Source organism: Novosphingobium arvoryzae (assembly GCF_014652615.1).
In the GTDB taxonomy this organism is placed as follows: domain Bacteria; phylum Pseudomonadota; class Alphaproteobacteria; order Sphingomonadales; family Sphingomonadaceae; genus Novosphingobium; species Novosphingobium arvoryzae.
The window spans coordinates 490,838-509,024 of record NZ_BMZD01000001.1; the positions used below are offsets into that span (position 1 = coordinate 490,838).

19 protein-coding genes are annotated in these 18,187 nt (G+C 67.6%); 13 read left to right on the forward strand and 6 right to left on the reverse strand.

The window, feature by feature from the left end; translation table 11 throughout:
- Positions 1-2 precede the first annotated feature (2 nt).
- The 10 genes from IE113_RS02325 to IE113_RS02370 all read left to right on the forward strand — a co-directional run bounded on the left by IE113_RS02325 (position 3) and on the right by IE113_RS02370 (position 8,964).
- Positions 3-1,550, forward strand: a complete 1,548-nt coding sequence (locus tag IE113_RS02325; protein WP_189538779.1) for a pilus assembly protein TadG-related protein — start codon at positions 3-5, stop codon at positions 1,548-1,550.
- Positions 1,547-2,065 (forward strand): TadE/TadG family type IV pilus assembly protein, encoded by a 519-nt coding sequence (locus IE113_RS02330; protein ID WP_189538780.1) that lies wholly within the window; start codon positions 1,547-1,549, stop codon positions 2,063-2,065. Before IE113_RS02325 ends, IE113_RS02330 begins: the two co-directional genes overlap by 4 nt.
- Complete coding sequence (locus IE113_RS02335; protein WP_189538781.1) at positions 2,062-2,706, forward strand: TadE family protein; 645 nt, start codon at positions 2,062-2,064, stop codon at positions 2,704-2,706. The genes IE113_RS02330 and IE113_RS02335 overlap by 4 nt, the downstream gene beginning before the upstream one ends.
- 7 nt (positions 2,707-2,713) lie before the next feature.
- Positions 2,714-3,901 carry a CpaE/TadZ family protein gene (locus tag IE113_RS02340; RefSeq protein ID WP_189538782.1) on the forward strand — a complete coding sequence of 396 codons (1,188 nt, stop codon included), beginning with the start codon at positions 2,714-2,716 and terminating at the stop codon, positions 3,899-3,901.
- Positions 3,902-3,908: 7 nt separating this feature from the next.
- Entirely contained in the window at positions 3,909-5,282 is a 1,374-nt protein-coding gene (locus IE113_RS02345) for a TadA family conjugal transfer-associated ATPase (RefSeq protein WP_189538783.1), read from the forward strand.
- A gap of 4 nt (positions 5,283-5,286) precedes the next feature.
- Complete coding sequence (locus tag IE113_RS02350; RefSeq protein ID WP_189538784.1) at positions 5,287-6,288, forward strand: type II secretion system F family protein; 1,002 nt, start codon at positions 5,287-5,289, stop codon at positions 6,286-6,288.
- Positions 6,289-6,290: 2 nt separating this feature from the next.
- Positions 6,291-7,271, forward strand: coding sequence for a type II secretion system F family protein (locus IE113_RS02355; RefSeq protein WP_189538785.1), 981 nt, complete (start codon positions 6,291-6,293; stop codon positions 7,269-7,271).
- A 1-nt stretch (position 7,272) separates the two neighbouring features.
- Positions 7,273-8,034, forward strand: a complete 762-nt coding sequence (locus tag IE113_RS02360) for a tetratricopeptide repeat protein (protein ID WP_189538786.1) — start codon at positions 7,273-7,275, stop codon at positions 8,032-8,034.
- A gap of 13 nt (positions 8,035-8,047) precedes the next feature.
- Positions 8,048-8,515: an A24 family peptidase gene (locus IE113_RS02365; protein ID WP_189538787.1), complete on the forward strand. Its 468-nt coding sequence runs from the start codon at positions 8,048-8,050 to the stop codon at positions 8,513-8,515.
- A 65-nt stretch (positions 8,516-8,580) separates the two neighbouring features.
- Entirely contained in the window at positions 8,581-8,964 is a 384-nt protein-coding gene (locus IE113_RS02370) for a hypothetical protein (protein WP_189538788.1), read from the forward strand.
- A 27-nt stretch (positions 8,965-8,991) separates the two neighbouring features.
- Here IE113_RS02370 and IE113_RS02375 read toward each other — a convergent pair whose 3' ends face one another.
- Both IE113_RS02375 and IE113_RS02380 read right to left on the reverse strand, forming a co-directional pair.
- Positions 8,992-9,624, reverse strand: a complete 633-nt coding sequence (locus tag IE113_RS02375) for a response regulator transcription factor (RefSeq protein ID WP_189538789.1) — start codon at positions 9,622-9,624, stop codon at positions 8,992-8,994.
- Between the two features lie 4 nt (positions 9,625-9,628).
- Positions 9,629-10,777: a sensor histidine kinase gene (locus tag IE113_RS02380; protein ID WP_189538790.1), complete on the reverse strand. Its 1,149-nt coding sequence runs from the start codon at positions 10,775-10,777 to the stop codon at positions 9,629-9,631.
- Positions 10,778-11,025: 248 nt separating this feature from the next.
- Between IE113_RS02380 and IE113_RS02385 the strand changes: the two genes are divergently transcribed.
- Both IE113_RS02385 and IE113_RS02390 read left to right on the forward strand, forming a co-directional pair.
- Positions 11,026-11,670, forward strand: a complete 645-nt coding sequence (locus IE113_RS02385; protein WP_189538791.1) for a LuxR C-terminal-related transcriptional regulator — start codon at positions 11,026-11,028, stop codon at positions 11,668-11,670.
- Positions 11,667-13,391, forward strand: a complete 1,725-nt coding sequence (locus IE113_RS02390; RefSeq protein WP_189538792.1) for an ATP-binding response regulator — start codon at positions 11,667-11,669, stop codon at positions 13,389-13,391. Before IE113_RS02385 ends, IE113_RS02390 begins: the two co-directional genes overlap by 4 nt.
- Here the strand turns inward: IE113_RS02390 and IE113_RS02395 are convergent.
- Genes IE113_RS02395 through IE113_RS02410 form a run of 4 tightly spaced genes read right to left on the reverse strand, consistent with a single transcriptional unit; the run spans position 13,385 to position 17,397 of the window.
- A complete protein-coding gene (locus IE113_RS02395) occupies positions 13,385-15,058 on the reverse strand; it encodes a secretin GspD/PilQ domain-containing protein (RefSeq protein ID WP_189538793.1) in 1,674 nt (557 codons plus the stop codon). The genes IE113_RS02390 and IE113_RS02395 overlap by 7 nt on opposite strands.
- 2 nt (positions 15,059-15,060) lie before the next feature.
- Positions 15,061-15,363, reverse strand: a complete 303-nt coding sequence (locus IE113_RS02400) for a hypothetical protein (protein WP_189538794.1) — start codon at positions 15,361-15,363, stop codon at positions 15,061-15,063.
- A 2-nt stretch (positions 15,364-15,365) separates the two neighbouring features.
- Positions 15,366-15,893 carry a hypothetical protein gene (locus IE113_RS02405; RefSeq protein ID WP_189538795.1) on the reverse strand — a complete coding sequence of 176 codons (528 nt, stop codon included), beginning with the start codon at positions 15,891-15,893 and terminating at the stop codon, positions 15,366-15,368.
- 16 nt (positions 15,894-15,909) lie between these two features.
- Positions 15,910-17,397 carry a hypothetical protein gene (locus tag IE113_RS02410; protein ID WP_189538796.1) on the reverse strand — a complete coding sequence of 496 codons (1,488 nt, stop codon included), beginning with the start codon at positions 17,395-17,397 and terminating at the stop codon, positions 15,910-15,912.
- A gap of 267 nt (positions 17,398-17,664) precedes the next feature.
- On the opposite strand from IE113_RS02410, the gene IE113_RS02415 reads away from it, so the two are divergent.
- Positions 17,665-18,168: a DUF1559 family PulG-like putative transporter gene (locus tag IE113_RS02415; RefSeq protein WP_189538797.1), complete on the forward strand. Its 504-nt coding sequence runs from the start codon at positions 17,665-17,667 to the stop codon at positions 18,166-18,168.
- The last annotated feature ends 19 nt before the right edge of the window (positions 18,169-18,187 follow it).

Below are 18,187 nucleotides of genomic sequence, written 5' to 3' on the forward strand. Positions count from 1 at the left end.
GCGTGACACAGGGCACCCATCTTTTTGCAAGGGATGAGCGGGGCAATATCTCGCCCCTCTATGCCCTGGTGCTGATGGTCCTGATCGCGCTGGCCGGGGTGGGGTTCGATTATGGTCGGCTGGTCGCGATGCAGAGCGAGCTGCAGAACGCCGCCGACCAGGCCGCGCTGGCGGCCGCCAGCCAGCTGGACGGACAGGATGACGCGATGGTGCGCGCCCGCAACGCGGCGACCACGACTTTCGCGCAGGCTTCCAGCGAATATGCCAACGTTACGCGGATCGCCAACGACGGCGAGGGCGCGACGGTCAGCGGCCTGACCTTCACTTTCTTCGAGAGCTATGAAAACGATGCGACCGGGCCGCAGGTGACCAGCGATGCCGACGGCGCGCGCGCCCATGTCGTGCGGGTCACGGCCAACGGGCGCAAGGTGTTCTACGCGCTGACCCCGGTGGTGGGGGCCTTCACCTCTGGCGCGATCAGCGCCAATGCGATGGCCATGCTCAAGAGGGCGGCCTGCAACGTGCCGTCGATCATGGTCTGCGTCGACCGCAACGATTTCCCGCTCCCGGCTGACGCCGGCAAGGCGCTGCGGATGCGCTGGAAGAGCAGCAAGGACATCAGTCCGCTGGCGCCGGGCAACTGGGGCTTTCTGGACATCGAGGGCGTGCCGGACAGCCAGTACGAGCTGGGCGAGAACAACAATCCCGGCTGCATCAACCTGGAAAACCTGATCACCGAACCGGGCTTCCGCAATACCGAACCGGAAGCGCTTAACACGCGCTTCGACATGCCGACCAACAAGTTGCAGTGCAAGGAAAACGGGGATTTCTGCCCGTCGGAAAACACCCGCAAGAACTATGCGCTGGCTTTTACCGGCACAGTCACCAGCCCCAATGCCACGCTGACCATCGCCGATGTGCGTGGTGCACTAAGCTGCCCCGCGACCGTGCCGACCGGCAAGCCCAGCTGGGTACCGTTCGGGGATATTGCGGTGATCGATCGCCCCTCGGTCGATGCGTTCACGCTGGATAGCTGCTTCTATTCAGGCACTTGCACCTACCTGGGTGACGGCAACTGGAATATCGAGCGCTATCTGGCGGCGCACCATCCCGGCGTGCTGGCCAGCGCGTTCGACACCGGTTCCCGCTATGAGGTCTATCAGTGGGAGATCGCGAACAAGGCGACCCGCCTGGCTCCGCGGATCGTTGGCTTCAACCCGGATGCCAAGCCGCAAAAGACCGGTGCCAACTATCGCCATTCCATCACGTATCACTGCAGCTACCCGCAGCCCAAGTTCTCGACCCCGCTGGCGCCGTCGGCGACCCAGAAGGACCGCCGCGTGGTGACTGTTGCCGCCGCACTGTGCGAAGGCATCACCGGTCGCAAGCCGGTCGACATCCTGGGCTGGATGGACGTGCTGATTCTCGATCCGTCCGAACCGGCGGAACCCGGCACGATCCACGCCGAAGTGATCGGCCCCGCGCTGCGGCCGGGCAACCTGTCGGGCTTCCAGTATTACGGCAAGGACCGGGCGGTGCTGATCCGGTGAGGACCCTGCGCGCCTTGATCCGCCGCCAGCTGGCCAACCGCAGCGGTGCTGCCGCCGCCGAACTGGCGATGCTGTTGCCGCTGATGATCCTGCTGTTGTTCGGCGGGTTCGAGGGCGGGCACTTCATCTGGACCCAGCACAAGCTGGTCGAGGCGGTGCGCAACGGTGCCCGCTATGCCGGGCGGCTGGAAGTGACCGAGGTCTGCGATGGCGCCACCTCGATCATTCCGCCGGCGCGGATTGCGGAGATCAAGCTGTTGACCCGCACCGGTCAGCTTGATGACAGCGCGATGCATCCGCTGGTGCCCGGCTGGGGCGACGATGCGGTGTTCGTCAGCGTCGATTGCAACGCCTTCGTCGATACCGGGATCTATCGCGAACTGGATGCGGCCGGCCCCGTTGCCACGGTTGCGGCCCGGGGCGTGCCCTATCCCTCGCTGTTCGGGGGGCTGGGCATCTTCGATCCGGGCATCCGCATGAATGCGCGCGCCAGCGCGCCGGTGATCGGGCTGTGAGCGCGCGGCGCGCCTTCCTGCGCGATCGGCGCGGCGCCAGCGCGGCGGAATTCGCGATGGTGCTGCCGCTGGCCCTGCTGCTGATGTTCGGGCTGTTCGACGTCGGCCGCTATGCCTGGACGCTGGGCCAGCTGGAAAAGGCCGCCCAGATGGGCGCGCGCTATGCCGTTGCGACCGCAGTCGTGCCGAACGGGCTGAACACTTATGAAACCATCGGCCTGTCCTGCCCCGGCGGCGTGCTGGAGGCGGGGGACCGGATTTGCCGCGAGGCGCTGGGCGCGATCCGCTGCACCGGTTCGGGCAGTTCCGCCAGCTGCGCTTGCGCGCGGACTCCCTGCCCGGACCTTGGCACCGCCAATTCCGCCGCGTTCCACAACATCGTCGCCCGGATGCGCGTTTCCTCGCCGGTGCTGAGGGCGGACAATGTGACCATCACCTACAGCGGATCGGGCATCGGCTATGCCGGGGACCCGGCCGTGGATGACGCTGGCGATCCGCTGAGTGACATCGCGCCGCTGGTGACCGTCGAAGTCCACGGCATCTCGCTGCGCACGCTGACCCTGTTCGGTGGCACGGTTGCCCTGCCGCCGGTTCGCTCGACCCTTACCCTCGAAGACGGAGACGGGGCGAAAGCCACCTGATGCCATGATGACCAGCACGACCTTTTCCGACCTGAAAGAGCGCAAGCCCGCCATCCGGAGCGGGGCTGCCGTGGCCTTCGTCGCTCGCGAGGAGGTGATCGCCGCGTTGCGGGCATCGCCGGACCTAGGGCTGCTGGGGGCACTGGAATGCCATGTGGCGGGACTGGCTGATCCCGTGGCGGATGGCTGGGTGGCGGGCGCTGCCGCAGTCGTGATCGAAGTGGCCGGAGACAACCCGGCATCGCTGGCGCGCGTGGAACGCCTGCGCCAGCAGAATCCCCGGTTGCCGGTGATCGCCGCGCTCGGATCGACCGACATCGCCCTGGCGCGGGCGCTGCTGCGCCAGGGCGTCAGTGATATTGCCCGCCTGCCGGTGGAACCCGCCGAACTGGCCGGGCAACTGGCGGAACTGGCCAGCGGCAAGTCCGGCGCGGCAGCCGCCGCACCGCTGGCGCCGCTGGTGGTGGTGGCCGGTGGCACCGGGGGATGCGGGGCCACGACGGTCCTGACCCATCTGGCTGCGGCCCTGGCCGCACGCCGCACGGATGCGGGCAGGCTGTGCGTGATCGACCTCGATCTGCAGGCCGGTGAAGTGGCCTACTACCTGGGGCAGGTGCCGCGGGTAACGGTTTCGGCACTGCTCGACGCCGGTGACCGGCTGGATGCGGAACTGCTGCAAAGCGCTCTGACCGACAGTGGCCACGGCTTTTCGATCCTCGCCGCTCCGGAAACGATCACGCCGCTGGACAACGTGGATGAAGACCGGCTGCTGGAGCTGCTGCGCGTGGTTCGCGGCACGTTCGACATGGTGCTGGTGGACCTGCCGGCCGACTGGTCGAACTGGTCGTTGTCGCTGGCGCTGGCGGCCGATCGGATGGTGCTGGTCACCGAGTTGTCGGTCGCAGGGCTGCGCCAGACGCGGCGACGGCTGGACCTGTTTGCCTCGCTGGGGGTCCGGGCCGATCGCATCCGCATTGTCGCCAACCGGGTCGAGCACGGCCTGTTCCGGTCGATCGACCTGAAGGATGCCAGTGCGGCGCTGGGCTGCGACGTCGCCGCCACGATCGTCGACGAGGACGGCGATATGGCCGAGGCGCAGAACGAAGGGCGGCTGCTGACCGACCTGCATCGGCACAGCCGGTTTGCGGGCGATATCGAACGACTGGCGAAGCTTCTGGACCTGGAAGGCAGGTGAAACGGCTATGAGTATCTGGAACGTCAAGCAGCCCGAAGGCCAGCCCGCCGCGGCCCCTGCGGCACCGGCTGCCGCTGCATCGCCGGCAGAGCCCGACCGGACCGAGGAAGACCGCAAGCTGCGGCTGAAGGTTTCGATCCATCGCGATCTGCTGGGCAAGATCAACCTGGCCGCGCTGGACCAGCTCTCGCGCGAGCAGATCCACCGCGATATCGCGGAAATCGTGGCTGAATTGCTCAAGACGCAGAGCGAACCGCTCAATGCGCAAGAGCGTGCCGCGCTGGTGGATGAAGTGCTGGACGAACTGCTGGGCCTTGGCCCGCTGGAGCCGCTGCTGAAGGACGATACGATCACCGACATCCTCGTCAACGGCGCGAACAACGTGTTCGTGGAACGCCGGGGCCTGCTGGAGAAGGTCTCGACCCGGTTTCAGGACGATCGCCACCTGTTGCGGATCATCCAGAAGATCGTCAGCGCGGTGGGGCGCCGGATCGATGAATCCTCACCCTATGTTGATGCCCGCCTGGCCGACGGGTCGCGCGTCAACGCGATCATTCCGCCGCTCGCCATCGACGGGCCGATGCTCTCGATCCGCAAGTTCGCGCGCAAGACCATCACGATGGAGCGGCTGGTCGAGCTGGATACCCTGCCCGAGGAAATGGCCGAAGTGCTCAAGGCCATCGTCGGTTCGCGGCGCAACGTGCTGATTTCGGGCGGCACCGGTTCGGGCAAGACGACCCTGCTCAACGCGATGTCGTCCTATATCAACCACCGCGAACGCATCGTCACGATCGAGGACTCCGCGGAACTGCAGCTCATGCAGGAACACGTCGTCCGGCTGGAAACCCGCCCGGCCAATATCGAGGGGCGCGGTGAAGTGACCCAGCGCGATCTCGTCAAGAACGCGCTGCGCATGCGGCCGGACCGGATCATCGTCGGCGAAGTCCGCGCCGGGGAAGCGTTCGACATGCTCCAGGCCATGAACACCGGCCATGACGGGTCGATGACCACGGTGCACGCCAACACCCCGCGCGACGCCCTGTCGCGCGTGGAACAGATGATCGGGATGAGCGGGGTGGACATTTCTCCGCGTGCCGCGCGCAACCAGATCGCCTCGGCGATCAACATCGTGATCCAGATCGAGCGCCTGGTCGACGGTCACCGCCGGGTCGTCAGCCTGTCGGAAATCACCGGGATGGAAGGAGAAACCATCACGATGCAGGAAATCTTCCGCTTCCGGATCACTGACCGGGCAACCGACGGCCGGGTGATCGGGCAGTTCGAGGCCACCGGGATCCGGCCCAAGTTCCTCTCGGTGACGGCGGCCTATGGCATCACCCTGAAGCCGGAGCTGTTCCGGCCCGACGTCAAGCTGGGATAGGCCGATGGAAACCGCGATTGTCCGTGCCGTCATTCTCCTGTCGGTCTTTTCGGCTTTCTTCCTGGCCGCGCAGGTCGTGCTGGGGGCGCTGTGGCGCCAGCGGCAGAAGCACGCGGCGATCAACACCCGCTTGCGGATGATCAAGGAAGGCGGCGACCGCGAACAGATCGTCGCCCGCCTGCGCAAGAACGAGCCGGCGGAATTTCCCCACCTGCCGCCGTTCATGGCCAATGCCTATCGCGGCCTGCAGCGCCAGTTCTTCGCCGCGAAAGTTCCTGTCAGTGTCGGCACTGCCCTGCTGATCCTGCTGGGCATCAGCCTGGCGGTTTTCGCGGTCATGCTGCTGGGGGCGGGAGCGGCCGGCTTCAAGCTTACGTCGGGCGTGATCGTGCTGCTGCTGGTGCTGGGGCTGTGCATCGGGCTGGTGCTGCCGCTGCTGGTGGTCTCGGTTCAGGCGCAGCGCGCGCGCAAGCGCGTGGAAGAGCAGTTTCCGCTGGCGCTTGACGTGTTCGTGCGCGCCTTGCGCTCCGGCCATCCGGTCGCCTCCGCGATCGACCTGCTGACGCACGAGATGGAAGACCCCATCGGCAGCGAATTCGGCGTGGTCGCCGATGAAGTGTCGTACGGCGCAGAGCTGACCGATGCGCTGCAGGCGATGGCGGAGCGCTGGGACAACGCGGACATGCGGATGTTCGTCGTCTCGCTTTCGCTGCAAAGCGAAACGGGCGGCAACCTGGCCGAGATCCTGGAAAACCTGGCCTCGGTGATCCGCGCCCGCGCGGCCATGTACATGAAGGTCCGCGCACTCAGCTCCGAAGGGCGGCTGACCGGGTGGATGCTGACGGTGCTGCCGATCATCTCGCTGCTGGGCATGGTGACGGTCAATCCGGCGTTCTACCTCGAAGTGGCGGCCGACCCGATCTTCATCTGGGGCTTTGCCAGCCTGATCCTGCTCTACTTCCTCGGCGTCTTCATCATTCGCCACATGGTCGATCTGAAGGTGTAGCCATGCTTGACCTTATCGTAACCAACCCGCTTGCCCGCCTGGCCGCCCTGGCCGCGATCTTCCTGGTGGTGATCGCCGGGATCTATGCGGCTGCCAACTGGTTCAGCCACCGGCTGGCGGTGCGCGGGCAGCTGCGCCAGATCGGCGGGAACGGCGATGGCAGTTCGGTGCTGCGCCCGGCCAGCCTGCGCGCCGATGCCACGGCGGGTGCGTGGGAACGGCTGGCTGCCGCGATCGAGGCAGCCGGGCTGGACCTGACCGACACCAAGAGCGAGCGCCTGACCGCCCGGTTGCGGGCGGCCGGCTATGCCTCGCCCGCCGCGCCGCGGATCTACACGCTGACCCGGCTGATCGGGGTATTCGTGCTGCCTCTGGGCTATGTCATGATGGCCTATTCCGCTGCCGAGCCGCCTCCGTTCCTGAAGGTTTACCTGATCGGCGCGGTGCTGGCGCTGATCGGGCTCTACATTCCCAGCCTGTTCATCCAGGCCAAGGCCGACCGCCGCCGCGACGAATTGCTGCGCGGCTTTCCCGATTGCCTGGACTTGCTGATCATCTGCGTCGAATCCGGCCTGAGCATCGAGGCGGCGATGGACCGCGTGGGCCGGGAAATGGTGTTTTCGCACCCGCTGATCTCGGAAATGCTCTCGCTCACCACGCTGCAGTTGCGCGCTGGCGCCTCGCGCGAGGATGCATTCCGCAAGCTGGGCGAAGCGGCCGGGGTGGATGAAATCCGCTCGTTCACCACGCTGGTGATCCAGTCCGACAAGCTGGGCACCAGCATCGCCACCACGCTGCGCGTCTATGCCGCCGAAATGCGTGAGCGGCGCCAGCTGCGGGCGGAAGAACGCGCACACCGCCTGCCGGTGCTGATCTCGATCCCGCTGGTGGTGTGCATGCTGCCGGTGATGATCGGCGTGCTGATGCTGCCAGCCGTGGTGCGGCTGGTGAAGACGATTTTCCCGATGATGATGGGAGGGTGACATGGTGCAATACGGCAAGAACCTGATGCTGGCTGTCGCAGGTACGGCAATCCTGGCGGGCTGCGGCTCCCCCCTGACGCGGGTCCGGCTGACCGGCGCGCCGACGGAGGAACTGACGGCGGTGCCGGTCAATTCCGACCTTGCGGCGGGCAAGCGTGCGCTGGCGGACGGGCAGTACGGCGCGGCAGTGGCCGCGTTGCGACTGGCGCGGCTTGATCCCGCCTGCACGGCGGAGGCGACCAACGGGCTGGGCGTGGCCTATGCCCAGCTGGGGCGCAACGACCTGGCCGAACGCTATTTCCGCGAGGCCGTCGCGATGGACCCGCAGGACCGGCGCTTTGCCGCCAACCTGGCCCGGTTCGAGCAGACCCGCGCGGTGCAACTGGCGGCACGGCCCGCTCCGCCCCCGGTCGTTGCCCCTGCGTCGCAGCTGAAAGCCGGCCTGCGCGTGGCAAGCGGCGGTGGCAGCAAGGCCGTTTCGGTGGGTGGCACCGCGCCGGTCCGCGCGCTGCGCGTGGCCGCGCCGGAGCCGGTCAAGGTGGGCGAGCTGGCGGTCAGGACCGCGGCTGCCGCCCCTGCCGCAGCAAAGCCCGCGGCGGTGACCGTTGATCCGGCCCCCACGGCCACGGCCCGGCTGACGGTGGTATCACCGCGTCCGATCGCGCCGACCCTGCCCAGCGCGTCGGCCACGCGGTCGCGGCTGGCGCTGGCCTGGCAGCCGCCGATTCACCGCACGTTTGCCGAACCGGTCGAACTGGACTGAGCGGCGCCGCACCATGCCCGTCGCTCCGTTATCTGCGGTCATCTGGGAGAGCGCCTTGCTGGCGGTCCCGGCCGGTTATGCCGCCTGGCTGGACTGGCGGGAGCGGCGCCTGCCGAACTGGCTGTGCGGGGTGACGTTGCTGGCCGGTGTGGTGGTCACGATGGCCGCGAGCGGGGCAGCGGCGCTGCCGACGCACCTGTTGCACGCGGGCGTGGCCCTGCTGGCCGGCATGGCATTGTTCGCGCCCGGTCTGATCGGGGGCGGGGATGCCAAGTTCTATGCGGCGGTTGCGGTCTGGTTTCCGCTGTCGGCGGGCTTCCGCCTGTTGTTCCTGGTGGCGCTGACCGGGCTGGTGCTGACCGTGGCGCTGTGGGGGCTGGTGTGGCGGCGGCAGCGGGGGGCTGGACCATCCGGCCAGCCGCGCACGGTGCCGTATGGCGTTGCGATAGCGGCGGGGGCGCTGGTTGGACAAGTCTGGTGAGTTCAGGGTGGAGGGGCAGTTGGTCAGGGCGGCGGGATGCCGCCGCAAGACAGGTTGCTGGCGTGATGAATTGGTGGAGTGTCCGTATTGATCCCCTTCCGCTGCCGCAGCGCCTGATCCCGCGTCCGCAAGATCATGGTGCGGAGCCGCTGCCATCCTACCAGCTCTGGCTGCCGCTGATTCCCGATGGGCGGATATCCCTGCCCCTGTTTCGCGCCGAGCCTGCGCGTGCCAAAGTCGTTTCGCTTGATGAACGCGGCGAACGCGATGGCTGCATCAAGCTGCGCGACCACCAGTTGTTTTGCGCCTGGTCACCGGGGGGCGGGCATCGCGCGCGGGAGCTGCGCATTATCGGTGCCCGCTTCGCGCCGGGCGAAGTCATCGGGTTGCGGCCCGCTCGCGGTGTGATCGGGTTGTACCGCGTCGGGGAGAGAGTGGAGCTGCCCTAGGCGGCGCGAATGCCGCCCGGGCGATCATCAGCTCTCGTCGTCCAGATCGGCGCTGTCGAGTTCGGCCAGGAACGCCAGGTGCAGCATTTCCGACAGGTTGCGCACGCCCAGCTTGCGCATGGCGTTGGCGCGGTACAGCTCAACCGTGCGCGGGCTCAGGTCCAGGTCATAGGCGATGACCTTGTTGGCATGGCCCTTGGTCAATCCCCGCAGCACCTGCTGCTCACGCCGGGTCAGCCGTTCGATCCGCTGGCAGGCGTCGATCACTTCGTCCGACGGGCGCACGCTGCGCCGGGGCGTTTGCGATGCGGCGTCCACGGCCGCCAGCAGTTCCTCGCGCGAGAAGGGCTTTTGCAGGAAGTCCAGCGCCCCTTCCTTCATGGCCCGGACCGCGATGTCGACATCGCCGTGACCGGTGATGATGACCACCGGCATGTCCACGCCCGTCTCCCGCAGATGGTGTTGCAGATCCAGCCCGTTGATCCCCGGCATCCTGATGTCGAGCAGGATGCAGCCGTGCTCCAGTTCGGGCAGGCGCTGCAGGAATGCCTCCCCGCTGGCGTGGGTGGTGGTTTCAAATCCTTCCGTCCGCAGCAGGAACGCGGTCGATTCGGCAACTTCGGAATCGTCATCGACGACATGGCATACGCGTTTCTGCATGGCTTCAGTCCTGCCGTTCCTGACCGTTCGAGTAGATTGGCAGAGTGAACCGGAATGCGGCGCCGCCCAGTCGTTCGGACCGGCCGGCGCTGATCTGGCCGCCATTGGCCTCGATGATCTGCTTGCAGATCGCCAGCCCCACGCCCATGCCGCCGCCCTTGGTGGTGACGAAGCTGTCGAACAGCGAATTGGCGATCGCCGGATCGATCCCCGGACCTTCGTCCTCGATCGAGATTTCGATCCGTGCCTCGTCAAGCTGCCGGGCCGAGATGAGGATTTCGTGCTGGCCGCCCTTTTCGGTGTCGGTCGCCTCGATCGCATTGCGCAGCAGGTTGAACACCACCTGCTGGCCTTGCAGATGATCGACCAGAGCCGGCGGCAGATCGGCCGGGATGTCGTAGTCGATATGGACTGCGCGCTTGTAGCCGTTGATCATGGCCAGCGCGGTGGCATCGCGGATGATCTCCGTCACGGCATTGGGCGCGCTGTGCGGTTTGCCACCTTTCACGAAATCGCGCAGCCGGTGGATCAACTGCCCTGCGCGCACCGCCTGATTGCTGCACAGGTGCAGGACCCGGATCACTTCGTCGCGGCCCTTGAAGTCGTCCTGCCGCTCAACCAGGTTGCACAGCCCCTGGGTGTAGTTGGCGATGTTGGTCAGCGGCTGGTTCAGTTCGTGCGCGATGGCGGTGGCCAGCGCGCCCATCGCCGAAACCCGCGAGGCCTGGGCCAGCTCGGCCAGCATGGCGCGCGGTTCGCGCTCCTGAAGGTCGCCGTTGCTGATCGCGCGCAGGTAACCGATGTAGCCGGGCCCATCCTCCAGCGTGATCTCGTTGACCTTGATCTCGATCGGGAACTGATGCCCGGCGCGGTGGCGCGCCATTTCGACGCGGTTCGCACCGATGATCCGGGACCGGCCGGTCCGCGCAAAGGCGTCCATGCTCTCGTCGTGGCGGTCGATCACGTGGGGCGGGGTGAGGATGCGGACATTCTGGCCGACCACCTCCGATTCGGCAAAACCGAACATCTCCTCGGCCTGACGGCTGAATGCGCGGACAATGCCGGACTGGTCCACCACGATCAGCGCCAGTGGCACCGTATCCAGCATCTGCCGGACGATCCCCGGCGTCGCCAACGCACCAGGTCCGGCCATGGCCGAGCCGTTGGCCCCGGCATCTCGGTCAGAAGATCCTTCCCCCACCGTGCAGGAAATCCTTGTATGAACTTGTGCGCCCTATATTAGAATAGACTTTAATACGTTAATAACAATAGCCAGTTTCGCAATGGCCGTTGCAGACAAGCGCGAGGCGTTCTTGTTCCGCAACAGTTACTTGCCAGGCAGTCGGGTGCGCCATAATCGTTAACGCGCGTGATTGGGATCGCGCAAGACAGGGGCGTTGGATGCAGGTCCTGATATGCGATGACCACCCGATAGTCGCGGCGGCGCTGGGCATGACCCTGGAAACGGCGTTCGATGCGCAGGTCCATATTGCCCTGAACTGTGCGCAGGCGCTGGAGCAGATCCGGCAAATCGGCCGGCTGGACCTGCTGATGCTGGACCTGCACATTCCGGGGGAGGAGGCCCGCGGCAACCTGGCGGCGGCGCGGGCGGCCTGTCCGGATACGCCGATCGTGGTCTTTTCCGGCAGCGACGATGCCCACAACCTGCGCCTGGCACTGGAAATGGACGTCGCCGGGTTTCTTCCGAAATCGTCCCCGCCCGAAGTGGTGGAGGCGGCCCTGCGGCTGGTGCTGGCGGGTGGGCGCTATCTGCCGGACGCCGTGCGGCTGCTGGCGCTGGCCGAGCCTGCGCCGGTCCGGGTTGTCCCGACCAACGGGGCGGGGGCCGCGCCGGCCACGCTGACCGTGCGCCAGCGCCACGTGCTGCAACTGTTGGCGCAAGGTTCACCCAACAAGCAGATCGCGCGCGAGCTGGGCATTTCGCCCGCCACGGTCAAGGCGCATGTGGCACAAGTGCTGGCGGCGCTGGGGGCTGGCAACCGGACCGAGGCGGTGATGGTGGCGCACCAGCGCGGGCTGCTGTGACCGCGCCCGACGCGCAGATCCATCGCGAGGTTCGCGCGGCGGAATCGCGCATGGAGTTTGCCCTCTCCGGATTGCTGAGCCTGCTGGTCGCGGGCACGCTGGCCTATGTCCACTGGCTGTTCGAACCGCTGGTCCCGACCGTTCCGTTGTGGTCGTGGACGGGGTTCATGGGGGGCGTCACGGCGATCATGCTGGTCGTGCCGATGATCGTGCACGTGCGCCAGCCCGATGCCGAACGGATCGAACGGTTCTGGTCGCCGCTGGGCAAGGTGGTGGCGGTGCTGTTCGATCTGGCGGTGGCCTCCAGCGTCTGGGTGCTGCTGCCGTATGCGTCGGAACCGCTGCAGCTGCTGATGGTGATTTTCTATTCCGCCGCGATCAGCGGGCAGGTGATTTCAACGGCGGAATCGATCGGCACCGTGGTGTTCGGGGTGATCGCGGTGTTCGGATCGGCGGCGCTGTTCTTCTTCCGCAGCGAAACGGCCTATTCCACTTCGCTGGCGGTGTTCCTGCTGGCGTTCGGGGCGCTGATGATCGGCACCGCGCTGGTGCTGAAACAGGCGATCCGCACTGCCATCACCCTGCGGCTGCGGGCGGAATCGATGTCGGCGGATCTGGCCGACGCGCTGGCTGCGACGCACGCCGAACGCGATGCCCGCGCGCGGTTCATTGCGGCCGCTTCGCATGATCTGCGCCAACCGTTGCAGGCGGCCTCGCTCTACTTCCGGCAAGTGCTGCGCGTGACCGATCCGGATCGGCGGGCGCAGGCAGCGGAAGGGGTGAACCGGGGACTGGCCGAAGCGATGGTCATGCTGGAAAGCATGGCCGAGCATCTGCGGCTGGAAAGCGGCAGCTTGCGCGCAGACGTGGAACCGGTGGCGCTCAGCACCGTGTTCGCCGCGCTGGCGCAGGAACTGGCCCCCGCCGCGCGGGAATCCGGCATCGCGCTGCGCTTTGCACCAACCCGCCGCTGCGTGCTGGCCGATCCCGCGCTGCTGACCCGGATCGTGCGCAACCTGGTCAGCAATGCGATCCTGCATTCAAACGGTCGCCGCGTGCGGGTGCTGGTGCGCGGCACGGGTGACCGGGCGGCGATCCACGTGCTCGACGATGGCGTGGGGCTGGGTGACACACCGCCCGAAGCGTTGTTCCTGCCCTATTCGCAGGGGCCGGATTCGCGGCGGCTGGGGCGCGGATCGGGGCTGGGGCTGGCGATCGCGCGGGAAATGGCGCAGCTGATGGACGGCGCGCTGGTGGCCGATCCGCGCTGGCGGATGGGCGGCGCCTTTACGCTCACTTTGCCGCTGGCCGCGTTAGCCGCGCCTGCCGCCATGCCCACGGCGAGTGCCGGGGCGGAGCTGGCCGGGCAGCGCCTGCTGGTAGTGGACGATCATTCCGATGCGCGCGATGCGCTGGGGCAGCTGCTGCACTTGCACGGGGCGGATGTGCGCGCGGTCGAATCCGTGGCGGACGTGCGCGCGGTGCTGGCGCAGGGCTGGGTGCCTGGCGCACTCGTCACCGACTGGCACCTGGGCCCGCAGGACAGCGGCGCGGATGCGGTCGCGCTGGTGCGCAGCGCCAATCCCGCGGTCCGCGTGGTGGTGATGACCGGCGATGCTGCCCCGGCCACCGCCCGGCAGGTCGGCACGCTGGATTGCGTGCTGTTGCTGAAGCCGGTGGACGAAGCGGCGTTGCTGGACGCTCTGGCGGACGATCAGTAACTGCGGGGCGCGATCAGTTCGCCGATCATCTGTTCCGAGGCAGACCGGGCATCGGGGAAGGTCGAGGTCGCGTCGCTGCGGGTCATGCGGGTGAACAGCCGCATCTTGCCCAGTGCTTCGGCTGTCACCGCCGCGTTGCTGCGCGGATCGACCACTTCGGTCCACAGCTTGACCAGGCTGGCCGCCGCATCGCTGCGTGCCCAGGCCCGGCCCGGCACCAGCATCGGCCGCGCCGGGGTGACCAGCACCATCACTGAATCCCGCCGCTTGGTGGAATTGCGCTCGTTGAAGGCGTTGCCGACCACTGGCAGGTCGCCCAGCAGCGGGGTCTTGGAATAAGTCCGGTCGTCCACCGCCTCGTTCAGGCCCGATAGCAGCAGCGTTTCGCCAAACCCGATTTCGGCCGTCGCCACCACGCGCTGGCGAAACGTGGTCAGCGCCTCGGCAAAGGACCCGGCGGGATCGGCGGTCAGGAAACTGCGTCCGGCCTCGATCCGCACTCGCGTGCCGGTGGGGGTGATTTCGATCGGGGTGACTTTCAGGTCGATCCCGATGTCGATGGATTCCAGGTTGGCGGTGTTCACCCCGTTGACCGCCACCCGGGTGGTCCGCCCGACGAAGAATTCGCTCTGCTCCCCGCGATAGGCGGTCAGCTGCGGACGGGCGACGACCGAGTAATTCTGCCCGCCGCGATTGAACAGGTTGAGGTTGTAGTTGATCTGCGGGATCGAGATCGATGCGGTCAGCACGCGCTGATAGCCGTTGCCGGTGCGCACGCCGTTGTCACTGGTGATCGTGCGCGAGGATTGGCGGCCCGTGCCGTATTGCAGGCTGAGCCCGTCGAGCATGTTGAAGCCGTTGCGTTCCTGCTGGGTGTTCTGCGAGAGGATGATCGCCACGTCGAGCGAGACCTGATCGGGCGCCACCGGTTCGGCAGCTGGCTCTGCGGCGACCGGCGCATCGAGCGCGGCGGTCTGGACCAGCGCGGCCACGCGCGTGCGGATGCCATCGGCCACGGCGGGGAAGCGGGCGGCCAGCGTGTCCAGCCGCTCCTGCGCCAGCGCGGCTTCGCCATTGGCCGCCGCCGCTAGCGCGGCCAGCCGCAGGTTCTCGCCATTGGCGCCCGGATCGAGCGCGGCGGCGCGTCCGGCGGCGAGGCTGGCGAGCGCGGCGTCCCCGCTCATATAGGCTGATGCCGCCACGGCAGACAGCGTTGCCGCATCGCTGGGCCGCAGCAGCGCGGCGCGGGAAAAGTGGTTCAGCGCATCGTCGTACTTGCCCTGATCGAACGCCCCGCGTCCGGCCATTGCGGCGGGCCAGTACTGCCCCGGCTCGGCCCGCGCGGCGAGGTCGTAGCCGGCCAGGGCCAGGTCGAGCGCCTGCGGGTTGCGGTCGGCGGAGAGCTGATACGACAGCCCCAGCAGCGCCTGCGCCGTGCCGTTGCGCGGTTCGCGCGCGGCGAGTTCGGCAAAGGCGTGGATTGCCAGCTTGCTGTCCCCGGCGCGCAGTGCGGCGAGGCCCTTGTCCATCACCTCGCCCGGTGCGGTGGCGGACAGGTCGGCCAGTTCCGGCACTTTCTTCTTCGCGGCCAGCGCCGCGTCCGGCACCGTCACGCAGGTGGCGGCCAGCAACAGGCCAAGCGTGAAGGGGCGAAGGGCTTGCGGCATGGTCATTTCTCCGTCTTGTGCGGGGGGAGGCAACGGTCGGCCAGGCCGACCGCGTCAATCTGATAGGTCTGGTGCGGCAGGGCGCAGTCGGTCGGCATGAACCCCGCGGCGGTGGGCCGCCCGCTGCGGCTCAGCGTGGGCGCGCAGATGTCGCGGCCCTTGCGCAGCAACAACCGCTCGTGGCTGGCGGTGAGGCAGCGGGGCGGCTCGCCCACGCGCGGCGGATCAGCGGTGGCGGGCGCTGCCAGCCACAGCGCCGCAATCAGGCCGGCCAGCGAGTGCAGGGGAGGAAGCAGGCGGCGCACCGTCAGTTCCCCAGCACCTTGCTGCCCTTCATCACGGAGTCTTTCGATCCCTTCACGTTCACGCTCGATCCGCCGATGTCGACTGCGCCGCCGTTGACCGAAATCGCGGTGGTGGCACTGATCCGCACGACCTTGCCGCGCAGATCGATGGTGTCGGCGGTCAGCACCATGTCCCTGCCGTCCATTGCGATACCAGTCGGGTAATAGCGCCCCAGCTTCATGGTGATGGTCTTGTTGTTGTCGCCGCCGCCAATCGTGAAGTCGCGCGCCGTCCGGCCAATGCCGGTTTCCAGCGGCGCAACCTTGTCCTCCAGCCGGGCCAGCTTGATCTGCGTGTCGACATTGGAAGTCTGGAGCTGGTTCACTAGATTGCGCAGCTGCGCGACCTCCTGCTCCAGCGCGCGGACGTCATTGTCGCCCTGATCGGGGGTGAACTGGGTCACCGCCCTCAGCTGGGACGCGGCCAGTGGCAGCATTCCCAGGATGGCGGCGGCGCCCAGCAGTCTGGCGGGGTGGGCAAGTCTCTTCACCGGGTGATCCCCCTGCTTACTTCAGCGTGAATTCCAGCCGCTTGCGATAGAGCTGGTGATCCAGCCGGCCGTTGGGCGCTGCCACCAGCACGAAGGTCTTGCCGGGACAGGCGGTGTTCGCGGTGCGGGTCAGGGTAACGGAGACGCGGTCGACCCCAGCCGCCGGGGCGAGCGTGCCCTCGGTCTGGGCGAAGCACAGCCCCGCAAAGCCGCCGGTGCCGCCGGTGGGGTTCAGTACCTGCCAGACCAGCGGGCGGCTGGCGGCATCCGACGGGGCAAGGTTGAGGCTGAACGACAGCGCACCGGGCGCGGCCGGGGCCGGGCTTGCCGATCCGCCGCCACCGATTCGCGGGACGCGGATGCCGCCCGTGCTGGCCAGCTGGGTTGGCGTGGAAATGTCCTCTACCCCGAACGGCACGACCGACTGGACCCGCACGTCGAGCGCCTTGGTCTGCCCGGCGAAGTTGGTTGCCAGCAGGCGGAAATTCCGCACGCCGATCATGGTCCGCATGAAATCGCGGTTGAACTGGATCGATGCGGTGCCGTTGTCTTCGGGCAGCGTGCTGGCCGTCGCTTCGGACCCGCCGCTCGCCGATGCCCGGATCTGCGGGATGTGTTCCGTGGTGTTCAGCGGCACGCCGACCACATCGGCGCGGACATAGCGCTGATCAGCATCGGCAAAGGACGGCCGGGTCAGGCAATCGCGGACATCGCCGCCGCGTTCGTCCGGCAGCATGATTTCCAGCCGGGTGCCAGCAATCCGCACGTCGCCGCCGCGGCCCCGGATGCACAGGTCCAGCGTCCTGTCCTTGAAGTCGTCGCGCGGGGCGATCCCGGTGCTGCCGCGCGGACCGTTGACGACGAAGCCGGTGGTTCCGCCACCGCCGCAGGTCTGCGTTTCCTGGCAGGTCGGGCCGGACTGGACCGTGATCTGCGGGGGGGCGATCGATGGGCTGGACGAAACCGTCGTGGTTCCGGACGGAGTATTGGTCGTGCGCGGCGAGAGTGCGGCCCCATCGGTGCGCCCGCTGAACCGGTGCCAGGCGAACCGGTCGTAGCTGGTAGGCAGGATGACCGTCACCGGTATCCGCACATCACCGATCACCAGTGCGGTGGCGCGTTCCCCCACCAGCGGTGTGCCTGCCTGCGGGTTGGGCAGGCTGACGAACAGCTTGACCGATCCGATCGCGCCGCAGCGCCGGGTCACGTTTTCCGCGCCGCCGGTGCTGCCTTGCCAGGTCACGGTCGCGCCTTCCATGCTGAAGGTGCGCGGCAGGTCGATCCCGTGGCCGAACACCTCCACCATGATCTTGCTGCCCGCCGCCATTCGCAGCGGGCGGTTTTCGCTGGCCTTCAGCAGCACCACGCCGCTGTTCTGATCCGAGGAGCAGCGATCGGGCGTGTTCTGGGGGACGTGGACCAGCGTTTCCCAGTTGGCCAGCGCCGGGGTCGGCAGCGCCAGCGCGAAGGCGCTGGGGATCAGGGCGAGGACGGTGCGATACATGGCGGCATCTCCAATTCCGATGCCGTTACTGTGGCAGCGCCGCTGTCGCGCGCCATTGGCCAGATGTCGCACCCGACGGGCTAGGCCATTTGGGCTAGTTTCTGGGAATTATATCATGAAAACAAAATATTATGCCTGATATCAAAGGCGGTTGCAGACTTCCCCCAGGGCGGGCTTGGCTTGTCTGCTCCGGGTCATGGTCATACCCTGCTGGCGTTCCTCAGGCTCCGGGCCACCGGCTGCCTGCATCCGGAAAAGGTCCTGCCCATGTCGCTCGTCCTTGCTGCGTTGCTGTTTGCCCCGGCCGCCGGAAGCCCCTCGGCCGAGCCGCAGCCGTTCTTTGCCTGCCCGGCCGGGTTCACCCTGGAAACCAGCGCCGCGCCGGGGCCGCAGCGGGTTGTCGCGGTGCGCTGCACGGCGCAGCGGGTGGCGGTGCCGGTCTGCCCGGCAGGCTCGTCGCTGACAGTCGCGGCGGGGCCGGACACCTGCCTGCCGGGGCGCGGCGGGACCACGGCGGTGGTCGACGGCGCCAGCAATACGATTGCCTTCGGCGAGTCCGCTCCCGTGCGCACTGGATCGACCGGGACAGCCGCGATCACCGATGGCACCAGCAACACCATCGCGATTGGCGAAACGGCCGCTGCTCCCACGCCGGGCTGCCGGCTGGTGGGCGAAGTGCTGCGGATCGACAGTCAGCGCACCCGCGATGAATGCATCCGCACCGAAGTGCGCGCGCCGACCCAGCCGGTAACCATCACATCGCGCGGCTGAGCCGGTTCGGTTCAGCTGG

What these genes read in the sequence shown, in the direction of transcription:
- IE113_RS02355 (WP_189538785.1), top strand. Translation starts at nt 6,291, where the DNA reads ATGCTTGACCTTATCGTAACCAACCCGCTTGCCCGCCTGGCCGCCCTG.
- IE113_RS02365 (WP_189538787.1), top strand. Translation starts at nt 8,048, where the DNA reads ATGCCCGTCGCTCCGTTATCTGCGGTCATCTGGGAGAGCGCCTTGCTG.
- IE113_RS02385 (WP_189538791.1), top strand. Translation starts at nt 11,026, where the DNA reads ATGCAGGTCCTGATATGCGATGACCACCCGATAGTCGCGGCGGCGCTG.
- IE113_RS02380 (WP_189538790.1), bottom strand. Translation starts at nt 10,777, where the DNA reads ATGGCCGGACCTGGTGCGTTGGCGACGCCGGGGATCGTCCGGCAGATG.
- IE113_RS02375 (WP_189538789.1), bottom strand. Translation starts at nt 9,624, where the DNA reads ATGCAGAAACGCGTATGCCATGTCGTCGATGACGATTCCGAAGTTGCC.
- IE113_RS02340 (WP_189538782.1), top strand. Translation starts at nt 2,714, where the DNA reads ATGACCAGCACGACCTTTTCCGACCTGAAAGAGCGCAAGCCCGCCATC.
- IE113_RS02410 (WP_189538796.1), bottom strand. Translation starts at nt 17,397, where the DNA reads ATGTATCGCACCGTCCTCGCCCTGATCCCCAGCGCCTTCGCGCTGGCG.
- IE113_RS02415 (WP_189538797.1), top strand. Translation starts at nt 17,665, where the DNA reads ATGTCGCTCGTCCTTGCTGCGTTGCTGTTTGCCCCGGCCGCCGGAAGC.
- IE113_RS02345 (WP_189538783.1), top strand. Translation starts at nt 3,909, where the DNA reads ATGAGTATCTGGAACGTCAAGCAGCCCGAAGGCCAGCCCGCCGCGGCC.
- IE113_RS02360 (WP_189538786.1), top strand. Translation starts at nt 7,273, where the DNA reads ATGGTGCAATACGGCAAGAACCTGATGCTGGCTGTCGCAGGTACGGCA.
- IE113_RS02350 (WP_189538784.1), top strand. Translation starts at nt 5,287, where the DNA reads ATGGAAACCGCGATTGTCCGTGCCGTCATTCTCCTGTCGGTCTTTTCG.
- IE113_RS02395 (WP_189538793.1), bottom strand. Translation starts at nt 15,058, where the DNA reads ATGCCGCAAGCCCTTCGCCCCTTCACGCTTGGCCTGTTGCTGGCCGCC.
- IE113_RS02370 (WP_189538788.1), top strand. Translation starts at nt 8,581, where the DNA reads ATGAATTGGTGGAGTGTCCGTATTGATCCCCTTCCGCTGCCGCAGCGC.